We start from the raw sequence: 17450 nt of genomic DNA, 5'->3' as shown, positions 1-17450 counted from the left end.
GCGTCGGCGGTACCGGCGAAGGCGTTCCCTGGTCTGACGACGGGAACGGTCCGGGGGGCGATCGTGGAGGGTATGAGTCCCCTGCTGGTGTCGGTGGTCCTGTCGCTGGTCTCCGCGGTCGCGTACGCGGGTGCGGCGATCGTGCAGGAAAGGGTCGCGGCGGCCGCCTCCGGGCTGACGTACGCGCCGCTGCGCAATCCGGTCTGGTGGGGCGCCGTTCTGCTGAACGGGCTCGGCGCCGCCCTGCACGTCGTGGCCCTCGCCTACGGGCCGCTGAGCGTGGTGCAGCCGCTGGGCGCCCTCACCATCGTGTTCGCGCTGCCGATGGCCGCCCTGTTCGTCCGGCGGCGGGCGGGACGGCGGGCCTGGCACGGGGCGCTGATGGCGACGGCCGGTCTGGCCGGTCTGCTGAGCGTGACCGACGGCGGGGAGGGACGGACCCCCGACGGCCCGGAACGCTGGCTGCTGGCCGGGGCCACCTTCGCCGTGGTGGCGGCGCTGTTCGTGCTCGCGCGGCTGGCCGGCCGCTCCGCGCTGCGCGGGGTCGCGCTGGCGGCGGCCGCGGGCGTGGCCTTCGGGGTGGCGTCGGTCTTCACCAAGGCGGTCGCCGAGGAGTGGGCGGCGGACGCCCCGCTCGCCGAGTGGGGCTCCGCGCTGGTCCTGTCGGCGCTCGCCGTCACCGGACTGCTGCTGTCCCAGGCGTCCTACCGGGGCGCCGGGCTCGCCGCCCCGCTCGCCACGGTGACCGTGGTGAACCCGGTGGTGGCGGCCACGGTCGGTCTCACCCTCTTCGGCGAGGGCTTCCGGTACGGGGCGGCGGGCACCGTGGCGGCGCTGGTGTGCGGCGCGGTCGCGGCGGGCGGTCTGGTCGAGCTGACCCTCGACCGGCTGGCCCGCCCCGGCGGGGACGGGCCCTCCGCGTCAGAGGGAGACCCCGCGGGCCCTGAGGTAGGCGAGGGGGTCGATGTCGGAGCCGTAGCCGGGCCCCGTCCGCACCTCGAAGTGGAGATGCGGTCCCGAGCTGTTGCCGGTCGATCCTGAGCGCCCGATGCGCTGACCGCCGCTGACCCGCTGTCCCTCGCGGACGGAGACGGCGGAGAGGTGGGCGTACTGGCTGTAGCGGCCGTCGTCGTGGCGGACGACGATCTGGTACCCGTAGGCGCCGCCCCAGCCGGCGGTGACGACCCGGCCGTCGGAGACGGCCTTGACGGTGGTGCCGGTGGGCACGGGGAAGTCGACGCCGGTGTGGTAGCCGCTGGACCAGGACGAGCCGGGCTTGCCGTAGCGGGTGCCGATGTCGGCGGAGACCGGCGCGGAGTAGCGGTCCTCGCGGGGCTCGCTCTGCGGCTTCGGCTTCGGCTTGGGGCGGGGCTGGGGCTTCGGCTTGTTCTCGGGCTTCGGCTGGGGCTTGCTCTCGGGCCGGGGCCGGGGCGGGGTCTGCGGCCTGGCGGCGGGCTTCGCGGCCGGCTTGGCCGCCGGTGCCGGGGCCTTCTTCGCCGGCGGCTTCGCGGTCTGCCGGTCGGCGGCTGGCTTGACGGCCGGGGGCTTGGCGGCGGGCGCGGACGTGGCCGGCGGCTTCGGCGCGGGCGTGGCGGGGGGTGCGAGCTTCGGCGGTGTGACGGGCTTGGCGGTGGGCAGCCGGGGTGCCGTCGGGCGGGCGCTCGGCGCGGCCGGCGGGCGGGCGGGGGCGGCGATCCTCAGGGTGAGGCGCTGGCCGGGGTGGATGAGGTCCGGGTCGTCGCCGACGACCTTGCGGTTGATCTCGTACAGGCGCTGCCAGCCGCCGCGGACCCGTTCGTCGCGGGCGATCTCGGAGAGCGAGTCGCCGGGGGTGACGATGTACATCTCGCGGACGGTGGGCACCGTCGTCGGACCGGGCTTCTCGGGCGCGGCCTGCGGTAAGGCGCGCTGCGCGGGCAGCGACGCGGTCCGTACGTCGTTCCCGCGGCCGTCACCGCCGGGGGCGGTGTCCGGTGCGGGCCCGCCGCGGGCCAGTCCGGCGCGGCTGCCGCAGGCGGGCCAGGCGCCGGGGCCCTGGCCCTTCAGGACCCGCTCGGCGACGGCGATCTGCTGGTCCTTGGAGGCCAGGTCGGCACGGGGCGCGAACTCGCGGCCGCCGTACGCCTCCCAGGTCGACTGGCTGAACTGGAGCCCGCCGAAGTAGCCGTTGCCGGTGTTGATGCGCCAGTTGGAGGAGGACTCGCAGGAGGCGACCTTCTCCCACACGTCGAGCGAGGCCGCCTCGGCGGCGCCGGCACCGATGAGCGGCAGCGCGATGCCGGCCCCTCCGACGGTGGCGGTGAACGAGGCGCGGTTGATCCGGCTCGGCTGGTGGCGGCGGTGACGTCCGCGTACGGCCATGGGCCCCCCTAGAACACAGCGACAGCGGTCCAAGTTACGGGGGTCGCACGCTGTGTGACAAGCCGGTCGCGGAAGTCCGCCAGGTCCGTGGAGTCCCGTGCGTCACAGCGCCGTTGACGCGCCGGGCGGCGACGCGCCGGGCCTGCCGAGCCCGGCGGGGCCGGGCTGCGGCTGGGGCTCCGGAGGCGGTACGGGCCCGCCCGGCTGCGGCGGCGCGGGCGGCGCCGGGTCGGGCGGCGTGGGCACCGGGTTGGGCGGCGGCACCGGCGGGGGCGTCGGCTCCGGCGGCGGGATCGGCGAGGGCGGCAGCGGGTCGGGATACGGATGGGTCATGACGGACCTCCCGGTCGACGGTCCCCCCGGACTCACCCCCTCGCCTCCAGGGTGGCACCGGCGGCGCCGTCCCGGCCCGCGCGCGCCTCCGTACGGGTCACGCGCGCGGGCGCGGGCTCACCACAGACCGGGGGTGGCGCCCAGCTGCCGCTTGGCCGCGCGCACCACCTCGGCGGAGGCCGGGGGGGCCTCGTCGGGGTGCCGCTCGGCCCACTTGGCGGCGTACGGGCAGAGCGGCACCACGGGCACGCCCTCGCGGGCGGCGATCGCGTAGAACTCGCGCACGAGCGCTCCCGCGATCCCCCTGCCCTCGTGGTCCGCGTCGACGACCGTGTGGACGGCGACGAGGGCGTGCGGCTCCTCGTCGAGGGCGAAGTAGACGATCACGCCGGCGAACACGTCGTCGACGTACGCCTCCAGCCGCCCCTTCTCCCGCACGTCACGGATGACCGGCTCGACCGCCTGCTGCTCTGCCATGCGGAGCGCTCCCTGGGCTCAGACCTGTGCCGGCACCGCGTGCGGCGGACGCACGGTGTCGCTGCCGGGCACGGGCGCCGAGGCGTCGGCACCCAGTTCCACGATGCGGTTCGCGGCGTCGACGTGCACGACACGGGGCACGTACGCCCGGGCCTCGGCGTCGTCCATCTGCGCGTAACTGATGAGGATCACGAGGTCCCCGGGGTGCACCAGGTGCGCGGCGGCCCCGTTGATCCCGACGACCCCGGACCCCCGCTCCCCCTCGATGATGTACGTCTCCAGCCGGGCACCGTTGGTGATGTCCACGATGTGCACCAGCTCACCGGGCAGCAGATCCGCGGCGTCGAGCAGATCGGCGTCGACGGTCACGGACCCGACGTAGTGGAGGTCCGCCTGGGTGACGGTGGCCCGGTGGATCTTGGACTTGAACATGGTGCGCAGCATTTTGAGCTCCCAGAAGACGGCTCCCTGCCCGCTTTCTGCAGGTCAAGGGCGTTCTGCACTCTACACCGGGAGGCGTCCGATCGGAGATCCCAAGGAAAATCGACTTGCCTCCGGCGAGAAGGCCCCTGGCCTGCACTTCCGCGGGCACCAGGCTGTTGTGACGCTGCCGCCCAGGCGTCGTATCAGACAGCCGCTTCGGAATATGGGGGACCGATGCTGACCATATGCTGACTTTCCTGACGGCGCGTCACGCAAATTGGGAGGGCTCAGGCCGACTCGCTTCCCCAGAGAGCACCTCAGCCTTGCCCACCGTGATCAAGCAACCGGTCACCGCAAACCAGGCCGCACCCTCTTCATCCTGGGCCAGTTGCCGTACTGCTATGTGGCAGTTCCGCCAGTCCTTCACTCGCGCAGACGGTACTGGTCACGTCCGCTGGAGTGGTATAGCGACGGCCACTCGGCGATCTCGTCTTTGAGGCTATGCGGTGAGTTCGGTCGGAATGATAGGTTCGCCGGTTTCTGACTCGATCGGGTGGAGTCGGGACTTGGCGAGGAGTTCGCGGCCCATGTAGCAGCGGGCTTCGGTCCATTCGTCGTTCTGCTCGGCCACGACTCGCCGACGAGCCGGATGACGGCGGTGCGGTCGGGGAAGATCCCGACGACGGCGGTGCGGCGCCTGATCTCCTTGTTCGGCCGTTCTTGCGGGGTGTTGGACCAGATGTGCCGCCAGATCTCGTGGAGAAAGGTGGTGAACGCCAGGAGTTCGTGCTGGGCGACGTCGAAGTGCTCGGCGGGCCTTGGGGAACGACCACCGTTGCAGTGTGTGGTGCTGGTGACCAGCACCGAACCGTCCGTCTGCCGGCGCACGCCCACGATGCGGTGGCCGCACTGGACAGGGCAACACGGACATTGGGGCACACCTCCCCGGAGGACGACCTTCCGGCGGTGGCCGCCCGCGCGGGTGTCTCCATCGAAGAAGCGCGAACTTTGCTATCTCGTATACGCCGAACGGTCCCGCTGGAAGACCTGGCCGAGGCGATCGGTGACGACGCGCTGCACGAGGAGGCCGACCGGAGCCTCCACGGGCCGCACTGGCGTGAACCCGACGCCTACTACAAGGACCTGTCCCCGGAGGAAATCCACCGCCTTCTCCACTGCCTCAGTGCGCGAGAGCTCCGGGTGATCGCCTTGCGGCACGGGCTCGACGAAGGGCCCGAGCTGACCCTGGATGCCATCGGCCAAGCCCTTGAAGTCACGAGGGAACGAGTGCGCCAGATCGAATCCAAAGCCATGTCAAAGCTGCGCCATCGTGTCCTCGAACACCTTCACCCTCCCATCGTTACCCCGCCGCTTCCGGATGTCGAACCGCCCGCCGTCACAGCGCGCACCGGCCCCGTGGATTCGCCTGTGGATCTCGCTGACGAGCTCCACGTGACCAGGAAGGTCCACAACAACGGTCAGATCAGGGTGGATCGGCAGATCATCGATGTGGGCATGCAGTACTGCGGAGAGAACGTCACCGTGCTCCTGGAAGACGAGTGGTTCCGGGTGCTGTTCAAGGGACACCCGATCGCGGCCACTCCGCGGCGCCCCCGCACCGCGACCCGCAAGATCTACGACACCGCCGGCTGAGTCGCAGCCCGGACTCACCTCGGCAGGAACTGGCTGGGCCATCCCAAACCAAGAACCCACGCCCATTTCGAATCCCGGAGGTTCGTCTGTCCGCCGTCGGCTTGAGTCACAAGCTGTCTGCGGCTACTTCCACGGTCCCCACGTCTACTACACCTTCGAAGAGAACCCTTGGGTTTCTGAGCAATAGCCTCCTCGCAGGATTCCCGGACGGCGTGGCGCGAGCAGAGTGCGTGGCGCGGTGGGCGAAGACGACCACGAGATCGAAGACCTTCAGGTGGAAGTGGCCGGTGTTCGGATTGAAGCATGGGGTCTGAATCCCAGACCTGCTCGAATTCATCGATCATCTGTTTCACCCTCGCGGCCTCGACCAAGCGCGGCCCATCATCGGGTTTCCAGTCGAGGGCTGGCGCTACGACCTCTTCGACGTGTCCGCAGGCCAGTGTCACCTTCCAGAAGGCCGACGTGTGTACTTCATCGTGGCGAATCACGGCCCACACGTCGGCATCGTCCCATTCGGGGTGCCACCGGGTCCGCAGGAAAGCTCACCCCTTGCCGGTCTCCCCACTCAACGATGTCGTGGTAGGGGCATCACCGAAATCACCGTGCTGACAGTACACCTGCCCCGGCGGCAATGCTTCACCGTCCCAGAGGCCACGCCCCTGCCTCTCGCTCGGCGGGATGCAGTCACCCGCTGTCAGTAGCTCCTTGATGCAAGCGCAATCCAGCTCAACCCGCCATCGGAAGTACCGGGCCGGGTCCGGCGCGAAGAACGGCCACAGCACCGGAGGAATCCCCCTGCGGCGCTCGGAATTGAATTCCTCGTACTCACGCAGGACGGCCGTGCGCCGCTTCGCCCGGCCGGGAAGCCGACGCGCTACAGCAGGTGGGCGCACACCTACGGCAGAGTCGGTCACGTTCGAGTCCTCTCACCCAGCGAGACACTACCTGCCGACGGTAGGAACCCTGAGATCGGACTGCTGCCGAAATGGCGATCGCTTCGCCTGAACGAAGGAGACGAAGCTGCCGTCGCCCTACTCTGCAGCCTCGTCGTCCGGTGGATGACTGCAACCGTGTCGCCGACGAGGACGGCCGGGCTCGGCCTCAACGACGTCGGGCTCCACGTGACAGTTCCCAGATGCCAGATGGTGGCTTGGTCTGTGAGGACTCATGCTGACCAGCAGCTGACTTTCCCGACGCATCGTCAGGCCGCTCAGGAGTCCCGGCCGCGCCCCGCTGACCTCTGGGAGGCTATTGCTGACGTCGGGGTTGCCGCCCCGGCGCACTCACAGGCGGGGTGGCGACATCTTCGTCTCCCTCGTGGCAAGCGCGCGCAGGGCGGTCTCGATCGAGGCCATCAAGGTGGAGGCGGTCACCCTGTCCATGCCGTCCTCGCGCCGGCCGAGTACCAGTTCCCAGCTCCCGTCGGGTTGCGGTAGCGCTTCCAAGAGCAGTTCGAACCCGGACCGGGGCGGGCGGATTCGGACCGGTCGGCACTCGACCAGTTCTCCCAGGCGGGCCCGGGCGGGTTCCTGTTGCAGGATGACCCAGGCCTGGAACCACGGATGGCGCCCTCGCGCGGGCCGCAGGAGCCGGACCAGTTCGTCGAACGGGGTGCGGCCGTGCTCCGTGGCCTGCGAGGCCATGCGGGCTGCAAGGTCGAGCAGGTCACCGTCGGAGAGGTCGGGGATGCCCTTCAGGGGGATGGGCAAGGCGTTCACGAAGTAGCCGACGATTCGCTCCACCTCCGGGCTGATACGACCGGAGGTCACCGTACCGAGGCACACCTCGCGCACTCCGAATACCTGGGACATCGCCCGCGCCACGGCGGCCAGGAGGCCGCTGACGGGCAGACCGCCACGTTGGCCGGCAGCCCGGGTGAGGGCCCGCGTCGTCGCGGTGTCGACGTGCAGCACCGTCTCCGCGCGGGCCGCCTCGTCCGTCCTGCGCGGCTCCGGCAGGCAGGGTTCGGGCGGGTCCTGGAGGAGCCGGCTCCAGTAGGGCATGTCGTGGTCCCGCCAGGACGGCAGCCGTGTCTGCTCCCACCGGCTGTAGTCGGCGTAGGCGACGCCCAGTTGGGGATTCCCACGGTCCGAGTCCGCGTATGCCGCTTCGAGATCCCGCAGCAGTACGGATTCGGACCATCCGTCGAAGGCGAGGTGGTGGACACGCAGGCACAGCACGTGCAGTCCGTCATCGACCTTGCACAGCCGGGCCCGCAAGGACGCCTCCGATTCGAGCCGATAGGGAAGGTCCCACCAGTCGCCGGTGACGAGTTCGGCGAGTTCTCGCGGATCTTTTGTACCGGTCGGGCAGGACACGGTTTCGAGGGCGAAGGAAACGTCCTCCATCGGCAGGACCCGCTGCACCGCGTCATCACCTTCGAAGGGATAAACGGTGCGCAGGATCGGGTGCCACTCGACGAGACGCAGCATCGCCCGGCCCAGCCGAGCCGCATCGAGCGGACCGTGCAGCGTGTATCCGAGCACGATCGTATGGTCGGAGTGCCCAGGGCTGAACTGCTCGGCCAGCCAGAAGCGCTGCTGGGCCTTCGACAAGGGTGCGGTGGCTTCGTCCGGCCTTCGCGGGATGGCTGACTCGGCCATGCCGGTTCCGCCCCTCCCACCACCTTCCCCGCCGTCCGCCAGCCGACGCAGAGTGCGCTCGCGGTAGACGTCGGCGACCGTGATCCGCCGCCCGGTGTACTGGGACAGGCGGGAGGCGAGCCTGACGGCGTCGAGCGAGGTCAGCCCTGCCGCGAAGAGATCCTCGTCCATGCCCGGCCGACTCACTTCGAACAGTTCCCGCACCCGGGACCACAGCGGGGCGTGCTCGTCTTCTGAGGTCGGTTCGCCGGCGGGCGATGCCGCCGCGGCGGCATCCAGGGATGCGACGAGAAGATCGCGTGCGGCGGCCTGATCGGCCTTGCCGGTGGGCCCCAGCGGCAGGCGCGCCACATGGAGGGACCTCGTGGGCAACATCGCGGGCAGTAGGTGCGGGTCGGCGTGTTCCCGGATCTCCTGGACCGGTACCGGCTCCCCGTCCTTGGTGGTGAACACGCAGCCGATCTCAGGCCGGCCGGGGCGTGGTTCGAGCCGGACGACGCAGCACGTGGTGATCCGCGGATGCCGTTCCAGCACCGACTCGATCTCACCGGGCGCGATCCGCACTCCGTTGAGCTTGAATTCTCGATCGGCACGTCCTCGGTAGCGCAGGTTTCCTTCTGCGTCGAGGACCCCGAGATCCCCGGTGCGGTAGTGCCGCACCCCGTCAACGACCGTGAAGGCACGGTCCGTCGCTTCAGGATCGTCGAGGTAGCACAGGGCCAAGCCGTCGCCGGAGACGGCGATCTCACCGGTCTCGCCGGGAGCCACCACGGCACCCGCCTCGTCGATCAGGCGCACACCGGTCCGGGGGACGGGCACTCCGATGGGGATCTCGGTCGCGTCCTCGTCGACATCACAGGGCCGGATGACGTGCGTCGTCGTGAAAATGGTGCTCTCGGCCGGGCCGTATCCATTCACGATGCGCAGACCGGGGAAGGCCCGCACCACCTGGCGGACGTGTGCGGGAGACACCCGCTCTCCCCCGACGAGGAGTAGCCGCAGTCGGGAGAACGCATCGAGGTCCTCCTCGGAGAGGACGTTGAAGAGGGAGCTGGTCAGCCAGAGGCTGTTGACGCCTTGGTCCACCACGGTCCGTAGCACAGCGGTGTCGAGCGCCATGTGATCGCGGCCGAGCAGTACGCAGCGACCGCCGTTGAGCAAGGGAGCCCACAGCTCAAGGGAGAGGCCGTCCCAGGGCAGCGGGGCAGCCTGCAGGAAGACGGTGCTCGCGTCGAGCGGTATGGACGGGTGGCCGACGAGGGTGCGCACGGTGCCTCGGTGCGGAGACAGAACCCCCTTGGGAGAACCGGTGGAGCCGGACGTGTAGAACACGCTGGCGGCACGGCTGCCGTCAGTGAGCTGCGCCCCCGTGGGCGGCTCGGTGGGTGCCCCGGCGCACAGCGCCGGAAGGGTTTCTGCGTCCACCACGACAGGTGCCTGCGCCTGTGAGATGACGAGTGCAGACCGGGCCGCTGGCCAACCCGGATCCATGGCGATGTACGCGGCCCCCGTCTCCAGAACGCCGAGCAGGGCCGCCACCAGGTCGGGGGAACGCCCCAGTCGAACGGGGATGGTGTCGCCCTCGCCCACGCCCGCTGCCCGAAGGCCGGAGGCGATGGCTCCGGCCCGGGCACACAGCTGCGCGTACGTGACCGTCTGCCCATCCTGCTGAATGGCGACGGCCTGAGGGGTCCGCGCCGCGTGGTGGGCGACGACGCGTTCGATCCGTTCGCCGTACGTGTAGGGATCGCTGATGCTGTCCATGGCGCGTCAAACCCGTGTGTCGTCGAAGTAGGTGCGGCGGGAGACGATGAGCATCGCCCCGTCATCTTCGACCAGGTCGAAGAAGTCGCTGAAGGGGAGCTGCACGCGAGAACCGTCCCGCAGGACGCCGGTGAACCAGCCCTCGACCGCTATGCGGCTGCCGGTTCGGAACATGGAGTGCACCTGGTGGCTGCCCTCTTTGATGATTCGGGTGCCGCTGTAGAAGTCGCGGAAGGCTCCCATGCCCTCGATCAGGGGGTAGCCGGGCCGTTTGTAGCGGATGTCGGGGTGGAAGAGCTCGAACATGGCGGGGTCGTTGTCGTCCACGCGTGTGTAGTACGCGCGGATGAGTGCCTCGGCCGCGTCCACCTGGGTCGCCTTGAGGACGGTCATATCAGGATGTCCTCGTCACGGGCCTCGTCGACGAGGGCGGCGAGGTCGCTGAGCACGGTGTGCCGCTGTACGGCTCCCCGTTCCAAGGTCACGGAGAGTTCCCTGTCGATGCGGCTCTGCATGCGGAAGGCGAGCAGCGAGTGGCCGCCGAGCCCGAAGAAGTCGTCCGCGGGGGTGACCCCGGATGTGTCGAGCATTTCCTCCCACAGGGCGATCAGGTAGCGCTCGGTCTCCGTCGCCGTGGCGCCGGGCGTCGGTCCGGCCTTGGCGGCCGCTGCGGCCGGACCGGAGTCCGTACGGTGCTCGACGAGGGCGCGCAGCGCCGCCGTATCCCTCTTGCCGTGGTGGTTGGCCGGTATCTCGGACAGGATGCGGAAGTCGCTCGGCACCATGAACTCGGGCAGCTCGGATTCGGCGAAGGTCCGCAGTGCCACGGACAGTGCACCGTCACCGGCCGGGTCCGGTGCGCCGCCCCTGGCGGCGAAGGCCACCAGGTGCCGGTCCCCCGGACCGCCCACGGCGAGCACCACTGCGTCGTCCACCTGCGGATGCCTGCGCAGCACCCGCTCGACCTCGTCGGGCTCGACCCGGTAGCCGCGTACCTTCACCTGGTTGTCCGCCCTGCCGAGGAAGTGGAGGACGCCGTCCCCGTCGCGGCGGACCAGGTCTCCGGTGCGGTAGAGCCTCTTGCCGCCTGCGACCCCCGGGTGCGTGACGAAGCGCTCCGACGTGAGGTCGTCCCGGCCGAGGTAGCCGCGTGCCACCTGTGCTCCGCCGAGGTACAGCTCGCCCGCCGTGCCGTCGGCGACGTGCACGCCGTCGGCGTCCAGGACGTACGCGTCCACACCGTGCAGCGCACGGCCGATCGGCACGGAGTCGCTCTTGGCGTCCCGTGCCGTCACCAGGTGCGCGGTGCATGCGGTTGTCGCCTCGGCTGGTCCGTAGAGGTTGTAGAGATGGCCGGAGAAACTCCCGGACAACAGGGCGTCGCAGGCGGCGGGGAGGATCACGTCACCGGCGAACAGGAGCAGCCGCAACGCGTCGAAGGCGCGGGCGTCCTCCCGCACGACGTGGTTCACCACCATGGTCGGCACCAGCATCGCGTCGATGCGCAGACGCTCCATCTCGCTGCCGAAGCCGGCCGCGAGCAAGTCTGGCACCGCCGGCAGGACCACGACCTCGCAACCCGAGGCGAAGGAGTTCCAGGTCTCGAAGTGGAACAGGTCGAACGAGAGGCTCGATATCTGCCCGACCCGTTCCCCGGCCCGGAGGGACGGCAGCGCGGGGTTGCAGGCAAAGGCCACGATGTTGCCGTGTTCCAGGACGATGGCCTTGGGCGTACCCGATGAGCCCGAGGTGAACAGCACGCTCGCGGCAGAGGTCGGGTCCACCACCACGCCCGGCTCCGCGGCCTCGACGGCGTCCGGCTCGGGGACGGCGAACGGCAGGATCTGCAGGCCCAGACCGGCTGTCCGCGACACCCACTCCGGTTGGACGATGACCAGGCGCGCACCGCTGTCGCGCAGCATGAGGTCTCGGCGGGCGTCGGGGTAACGGCTGTCGACCGCGACATAGGCGGCTCCGGCCTTCAGGACCGCCAGCAGGGCGACGAACACGTCGACCGAGCGGTCCATGTACAGGCCGACGCGGTCTTCGCGGCCGATCCCGTACGAGACCAGGCGTGCCGCCAGTGCGCTGGAGGCAGCGTCCAGCTGCCGGTAGTCGAGGGTCCGCGAGCCGTCGCTGACCGCCGGCTTGTCCGCATAGCGCTCGACGCTCAGGCGGAACAGGGCGAGGAGGGTCTGGGGAGGCTGGGTGAGGTACATCGAGAAGTCCGTTCTCCGGTGGGATTCGGAAGAGGGCTGAGCACTCACTGCGGCTCGCCGGCGCCCGGAGCGTCGGCGTGCGGATCGGCCGCATCGACGAGGGCGACCTGATTCACCTCGAAGAGGGCGCTTACGGATTCCCCCTTGTGGATCCTCCGGATGGCCTCGGCCAGCGCGGGGGCCACGGAGATGACCGTGAGCTTGTCCGTGCGCTTGGAGGCGGGGATGGGCACGGTGTTCGTGCACACCAGCTCCACCACGTCGGGCGCGGCAGTGAGCTTCTCCACTGCCCCATCGGTGAAGAGACCGTGGGTGCAGGCCACCCGGACCGAACGCACGTTGCGGGCCCGCAGCTCGTCCAGCAGTCCCAGAACGGTGCTGCCGCGGGCGATCTCGTCGTCGAGGACGATCACGTCCCGGCCCTCCACATCACCGATGATCGAGGTGATCGCGATCTGGTCCGCCGCGAGCCGCTGCTTGGTCGCGGCAGCCATGGGAACGCCGAGCATACGGGAGAAGGAGGCTGCCTCTTTCGCGTTGCCCAGGTCCGGGGAGACGATGACGGTGTTCGACAGGTCGAGCCCACGGAAGTGGCCGGCCAGCTCGAACAGCGCGTGCAGGTGGTCGACCGGGATGCCGAAGAACCCGTGCACCTGAGGAGAGTGGAGGGTCATGGCCAGGACCCGGCCGGCCCCCGCGGTGGACAGGAGATCGGCTACCAGCCGGGCTGCGATGGAGATCCTCGGCGCGTCCTTCTTGTCCGAGCGGGCGTACGCGTAGTGCGGCAGCACGGTGGTCACCCGGGCTGCCGACGCCCCGCGGGCCGCGTCGAGCATCAGCAGCAGCTCGACGAGGTTCTCCTGCACCGGAGGCACCAGCGGATGGATGATGAAGACGTCCTTCTCACGGCAGTTCGCCTGGAGCTGTACCTCGATGCAGTCGTTGGCGAACCGCTTGACCGTGGACGGCAGCAGGGGCACCCCGAGGTTGTCGCAGATCTCCTGTGCGAGTTCACGGTGTGCGCTGCCGGCGAATACGGCGATGTTGTTCATGGTGGTGTCCGTGTCGTGTCTGTGGGGTGTACCTGCGGGCCCGGGCTGGATTCCTCGTGCGTTCAGCGGATCGCGCGGGCGGAGAGGACTTCTTGCAGCGCGGCACGGCGGCCAGGGGCGGTGAGGTCGACCAGCCGGCGGTAGTACGGATTGGCCGTGGCCGGCTCCCCCTCCCCCAGGGTGAGTTCCAACGTGTAGCAGAAGAACTTGCAGCACAGGAACAGCAGGGCGTCGTACAGCTCGGCGCCTGTGTACTCGAGTTCGCCGACGGCTTGCGCGTAGCCGTCCAGCACGGCTGCAGCCAACGTCCCGTCGAGAATCTCGTCCGGCGGAGTCGCGAACTCCATCACGACCAGGGCCAGGTCCAGCAGGATCAGCCCGCAGTAGGCGTCGTCGAAGTCGATGAACGCGACCAGCTCGCCGCCCCGCACGAGGATGTTCTCGTAGAAGAGGTCGCCGTGGACCACACCCGTGGCCCTGTCCCGGTCCGGACGGAAGGCCGCCTCGACCGATTCCCAGGCCGTGCGCACGTGGTCTGCCACGCCCGGCTCCGCCTCGGCCACAGCGGCGAGGGTTGTCCGCAGCAGCGGGAGGACCGCCTCGTGGTCGCCGCTCTCGCGGGCTCCGTCCGGGGTGAAGTCGGCCACGGCCGCGCGGAAAGCGCCGTAAAGGGAGCCCACCTGACGGGCTAGGGAAGTGGTCAGGCCCTCCTGGCCGACGGTGGCGCCGGGAAGGAACGTCAGTACCGAGAAACAGCGGCCGCCCAGGCGCCCCAACGGCTCACCCTCGAGGTCGCGCAGCGGCCGGGGTGCCGGGAAGTCCGCCCGTTCCAGCTGTTCGAGCACGGAGAGCTCGAAGCGGACCTCGGATTCCAGCCGGTCCGGTGCGTAGATCCGCAGCAGCCACTCGAAGCCGGTCACACTGACGACGCGGAGGTTGGTGTTGATCAGCCCCTGACCGCACAACGACCACGAGGCCACCCCACCCAGCCCGTATCGCTCCGCAACGGACGCGACGTCCTCGTCCGATACCGCAGAGATCTCGTGAAGCCTGTTACCCATGATTCCTTCTGGTTCCGTGTTGTCGTATCACGCCTGGACGGCGGCGGAGAGGTCGAGGGAGTCAGCCGGTCTGCTGCCCCACTGGCGCTTGAACTCGACGATGCCGGGCTGGTGGGAGTAGCCGAGGTCGACCACCCGGTCCCCCCGGTCGGCGAAGTACCGCAGAGCGTGATGCACCATCAGATAGTTGGCGCGCAGTTTGGCGTGGGTCCGGTCCCAGCCGGTTGCCAGGTAGCCGACGTTCCCTCCGGTGCGCAGGAACACGCCGACCGAGATCAGCCGGCCTTCGTACCAGCAGCCGAGAACCGTGCCGAAGTCCGGCCCGCCGTCGACGAGCGCGTCGAGCAGACCGCGCGGCATCCGGTACGTCGCACCCACCTCCGCCTGTGTGAGGTGTACGAGGGCCAGGGCCTGGCCCGCGTCCGCCGTGGTGACCAGCCTGACTTCGACACCGGACCGAAGCGCCTTGCGGACCGAGCCCGGGAGCGAGCGCGCGTAGGAGGACAGCTGCTCCTGCTCGGAACCTGCCAGATCCACCAGGTACGTCCGGCGCCTCTCACCCTGGTCGGGTCCCTGCGGAAGGGCGGCCTCGCCGAGCGGCGGTGTGACCAGCCGTCGGCACGGCAGGTCCAGGAACTCCTGGGCGGCGACGACCGCGCGCACATGGTCGGAAGCGTCGAGTGTGGTGCCCGCCGCTTCCGGGACGGCCCCCCCGTAACCGATGTGGCCGGAGCAGAATCCTCCCTCGGCCAACGATCCGCCGACGATGACGGGGAGCAGCACCGGATCCGGCAGCTCGATCCGAAGCGTCCGGAAGGTACCCCCGAACAGTCCGGACACCACCTGGCCCCAGTAACGGGTGTGGTAGGGCCACATCTCCGGCCGGTCGTGCCCGAACAAGGGTTGCTGGTCCGTGACGTCCGAAACGCGGTCACTGCTGACGGTGGCGGGCATGGGGTCCTTCCGTTGTCTGTCCGCCCATTGCGGTCCGGCCGGGGACCGGGTGGGCTGTTCTGATCGCGTGAGCGACCTGGCGGATCTGTTCGTCGGTGTGCCGCCCTCGCCCAGGTACGCACAGCACGCTCTTCCACAACGCGTCGCTGACCTGGAGCCGCCCCACCCGAACACGGCCCCGGTACTGCCGCACCCGGTGCATCGGGTAGTACAGCCAGGTCGTCTCCACCCCCAGGGAGGCGAAGTGCGCGGCGATGCTCCGGCGGTCGGCAGGCGCACAGACCAGCGGGACGAAGTTGAGCTCACCTGCGAGTACCGCGTCGGGCGGAGGCAGCAGCGCCGGGCTCAGCGCTGACGTGTAGCGGGCAGCAGCAGCCCGGACCCGGCTGCGGTCCTGGTCCAGACGGGACAGCTGGTCCAGGAGCAGGGCGCCGTGTACGGCCGGCATGCCCGCGGCACCCGCGTCGGCGAGCTGGTAGTGCTCCAACGGGACGCGGGCATCCTCCACCGGCGCGGGCTGCAATCGCAGCCGAACCGGCAGCCGGGTGTCCAACCGGCGCAGGGCGTCCATCCTCGCAGCGTGCAGAAGGGAATCCCAGCCCGCACCACGTCGCGCGCGCTGCGGCAGGGGTTCGGCCAGGACCTCCGCGGCGCGCTCGTCGAGGACCAGAGCGCCCCCGCCGCCGGCGAACAGCGGCTTGTGCCGGCCGAAGCTCAGCACACCGCAGCGCCCCCACGACCCCATGGGCCGACCGGCCACGACTCCGCCCAGGGCCTGGGCAGCGTCGTCGACGAGGTCGATGCCGCGGGCGTCGCACAGCTCCTGCAGCCCCGGCAGATCGGCTGGGGTGCCGAATATGTGGGCGGCGATGACGACGCGGGTGCTCGCGGACAGGACGGGCGAGACCTGCTCGGGGCCCATGGCCCAGTCCTCGTCCAGGTCGCACAGGACCGGAACCATGCCGGCGGCGAGGACTGCCGCCACCAGGCTCGGGCAGGAGAAGGCGGGCACGACCACTTCGTCCTGCGGGTTCCTCCGCAGCATCCGCAAGGCCGTCACAAGAGCGTGACTGCCGGATTCGGTCAGGAGGACGCGCGCGGGATCCACACCCAGCCGACGGCCGAGTGCGATCCTGACGGCCCGGTCGGTCCGCGTGGGATCGCCGCCCAGGGCCGCAAGCCGCCGCAGGAAGCCGATCGTAGGCCGGGGGGCAGGGCACAAGGGGACCCTGACACGGGCCGGAAGGGGGTTGTAGCGGGTGTCCCCGCCGTCCTCCTCGTAGACAGCAGGAATCACGATGTGACTCCCCAGGTCTTCATGAGGGCCTCGGCGAGGACCACGCAGTAGTCGACGAGTTCCGACACGTCCACCCACTCGTCGCTGCTGTGTGCCCGCCGCAGGCTGCCCGGCCCGAAGACGACGCTGGGAATGCCGAACGCCTCGAAGAGCCGGGCATCGCATGCGCTCGGGAACTCATCCCGCAGCAGGAGCATGCCGTGCCGCCGGCCGGCGGCCAGCAACTCCTCGACCAGCGGTTCGTCGCTGAGCTCGCTCCCGGGGAAGCGCAGTCCGTAGTCGCGGATCCGAGGGCTGCGGGGCCAGCTCTGCGACAGCCTTGCGAGATCGTCGGCCAGACGCCGCATGACCTCATCCACCCCGACCTGCGGCGGCAACGCCAAGGTGACGCGCAGTTCCACGGACTCGGCCGGTACGGCGGCGTCACTGCCGCCTCGCACATCCCCGTACATCACGTAGCGCCGCGCCGTACGGGAGCCGGCCTGATCGGCGACCCATGCGTCCAGCTCTTCCAGGGCGCCGATCAGCGCCGGAAGCGCTCGGTTCGCGTTGTCGAAGGGCTGGGCGAACACCATGTGCACCGGCTCGCCGGTGTAGTGGATGGCGAATTGGTGGAAGCCGCGTGTCTGCTCGCACACGGTCAGATCGGAGGGTTCCGCGATCAGGGCGACATCGACGGGCTTGCCGCGCGGCTCCAGCAGCTGTGCCAGCGTGCCGTTGCCGCCGATCTCCTCGTCCAGGACGATCTGCACGGTGACGGCGCCGCGGGCCCGGTCGAAGAGCGGGGCCATCTTGCGCAGCACGTACAGATAGCAGGCCACGCCACCGAGCATGTCGCAGGTGCCCCGACCGTACACCCGGCCGTCCGCCGCCAGGCCGGAGGACCAAAGGCCCGGACGGTCCCAGCTGTACGGGGAGGTGACGAATTCCACGTCCACGTGGCCGTTGAGAACCACGTGGGGGCCGTCCGCCGGAAAGTCCGCCCACGCGCTCACCGCATCCCGTGGCACGTCTCCGTACGTGGTGAACTCGCCCCCGAACGCGGTCACGTCGACGTAGTGCTCAGAACGGCGAAGCGCCTCGTGATCGACTTCGAACCGGCGGACTGCCAGGCCCGTCTCCCGCAGGTGTCGCTCCGCGACGTCCATGACGGCCTGCTGGCCGGGAGTCCCGTACACCGGATGGCATCGCACCAGCTCTTGGAGCAGGGCGACGAGTTCCTCGGAGTCCGAGCGCAGGGCGTCGGTCACGGC

14 protein-coding genes and 1 pseudogene are annotated in these 17450 nt (G+C 70.0%); 2 read left to right on the top strand and 13 right to left on the bottom strand.

The features are described 5' to 3' along the window. Positions 1–72 precede the first annotated feature (72 nt). Positions 73–1041: a DMT family transporter gene (locus ABFY03_RS32535; protein WP_319010561.1), complete on the top strand. Its 969-nt coding sequence runs from the start codon at positions 73–75 to the stop codon at positions 1039–1041. On the opposite strand, the gene ABFY03_RS32530 is transcribed toward ABFY03_RS32535, so the two are convergent. From ABFY03_RS32530 to ABFY03_RS32510, 5 genes and pseudogenes are all read right to left on the bottom strand, one after another. Next, positions 922–2361, bottom strand: coding sequence for a transglycosylase family protein (locus tag ABFY03_RS32530; protein ID WP_346171535.1), 1440 nt, complete (start codon positions 2359–2361; stop codon positions 922–924). The two genes, ABFY03_RS32535 and ABFY03_RS32530, sit on opposite strands and share 120 nt — an antisense overlap. A 102-nt stretch (positions 2362–2463) precedes the next feature. Then, positions 2464–2694, bottom strand: coding sequence for a hypothetical protein (locus ABFY03_RS32525; RefSeq protein ID WP_319010559.1), 231 nt, complete (start codon positions 2692–2694; stop codon positions 2464–2466). A gap of 117 nt (positions 2695–2811) precedes the next feature. Then, positions 2812–3171, bottom strand: a complete 360-nt coding sequence (locus ABFY03_RS32520) for a GNAT family N-acetyltransferase (protein ID WP_346171534.1) — start codon at positions 3169–3171, stop codon at positions 2812–2814. Positions 3172–3189: 18 nt separating this feature from the next. Next, on the bottom strand, positions 3190–3615 hold the full coding sequence (gene panD, locus ABFY03_RS32515; RefSeq protein ID WP_346171533.1) for an aspartate 1-decarboxylase: 426 nt from the start codon (positions 3613–3615) through the stop codon (positions 3190–3192). 478 nt (positions 3616–4093) lie between these two features. Further along, positions 4094–4416 (bottom strand): annotated as a pseudogene (locus ABFY03_RS32510) (transposase); the annotation flags it as partial. Positions 4417–4494: 78 nt separating this feature from the next. On the opposite strand from ABFY03_RS32510, the gene ABFY03_RS32505 reads away from it, so the two are divergent. Further along, complete coding sequence (locus tag ABFY03_RS32505; RefSeq protein ID WP_346171532.1) at positions 4495–5247, top strand: sigma factor-like helix-turn-helix DNA-binding protein; 753 nt, start codon at positions 4495–4497, stop codon at positions 5245–5247. 1283 nt (positions 5248–6530) lie between these two features. On the opposite strand, the gene ABFY03_RS32500 is transcribed toward ABFY03_RS32505, so the two are convergent. The 8 genes from ABFY03_RS32500 to ABFY03_RS32465 form a co-directional block, all read right to left on the bottom strand. Further along, positions 6531–9614 carry an AMP-binding protein gene (locus tag ABFY03_RS32500; protein WP_346171531.1) on the bottom strand — a complete coding sequence of 1028 codons (3084 nt, stop codon included), beginning with the start codon at positions 9612–9614 and terminating at the stop codon, positions 6531–6533. 6 nt (positions 9615–9620) lie between these two features. Next, on the bottom strand, positions 9621–10007 hold the full coding sequence (locus ABFY03_RS32495; RefSeq protein WP_346171530.1) for a nuclear transport factor 2 family protein: 387 nt from the start codon (positions 10005–10007) through the stop codon (positions 9621–9623). After that, complete coding sequence (locus ABFY03_RS32490; RefSeq protein ID WP_346171529.1) at positions 10004–11833, bottom strand: non-ribosomal peptide synthetase; 1830 nt, start codon at positions 11831–11833, stop codon at positions 10004–10006. Before ABFY03_RS32490 ends, ABFY03_RS32495 begins: the two co-directional genes overlap by 4 nt. Before the next feature lie 44 nt (positions 11834–11877). Beyond that, entirely contained in the window at positions 11878–12885 is a 1008-nt protein-coding gene (locus ABFY03_RS32485) for a ribose-phosphate diphosphokinase (RefSeq protein WP_346171528.1), read from the bottom strand. A 62-nt stretch (positions 12886–12947) separates the two neighbouring features. Then, positions 12948–13946, bottom strand: coding sequence for a phosphotransferase (locus ABFY03_RS32480; RefSeq protein WP_346171527.1), 999 nt, complete (start codon positions 13944–13946; stop codon positions 12948–12950). Between the two features lie 27 nt (positions 13947–13973). Beyond that, positions 13974–14900: a GNAT family N-acetyltransferase gene (locus tag ABFY03_RS32475; protein ID WP_346171526.1), complete on the bottom strand. Its 927-nt coding sequence runs from the start codon at positions 14898–14900 to the stop codon at positions 13974–13976. Then, positions 14878–16197 (bottom strand): DegT/DnrJ/EryC1/StrS family aminotransferase, encoded by a 1320-nt coding sequence (locus ABFY03_RS32470; RefSeq protein ID WP_346171525.1) that lies wholly within the window; start codon positions 16195–16197, stop codon positions 14878–14880. Before ABFY03_RS32470 ends, ABFY03_RS32475 begins: the two co-directional genes overlap by 23 nt. Then, complete coding sequence (locus ABFY03_RS32465) at positions 16194–17447, bottom strand: M20 family metallopeptidase (RefSeq protein WP_346171524.1); 1254 nt, start codon at positions 17445–17447, stop codon at positions 16194–16196. The genes ABFY03_RS32470 and ABFY03_RS32465 overlap by 4 nt, the downstream gene beginning before the upstream one ends. Positions 17448–17450 lie beyond the last annotated feature (3 nt).

Source organism: Streptomyces roseofulvus (assembly GCF_039534915.1).
GTDB lineage: Bacteria > Actinomycetota > Actinomycetes > Streptomycetales > Streptomycetaceae > Streptomyces > Streptomyces roseofulvus.
Note: the sequence above shows the minus strand (reverse complement) of the source record. Positions and strands in the feature narration are given on the sequence as shown.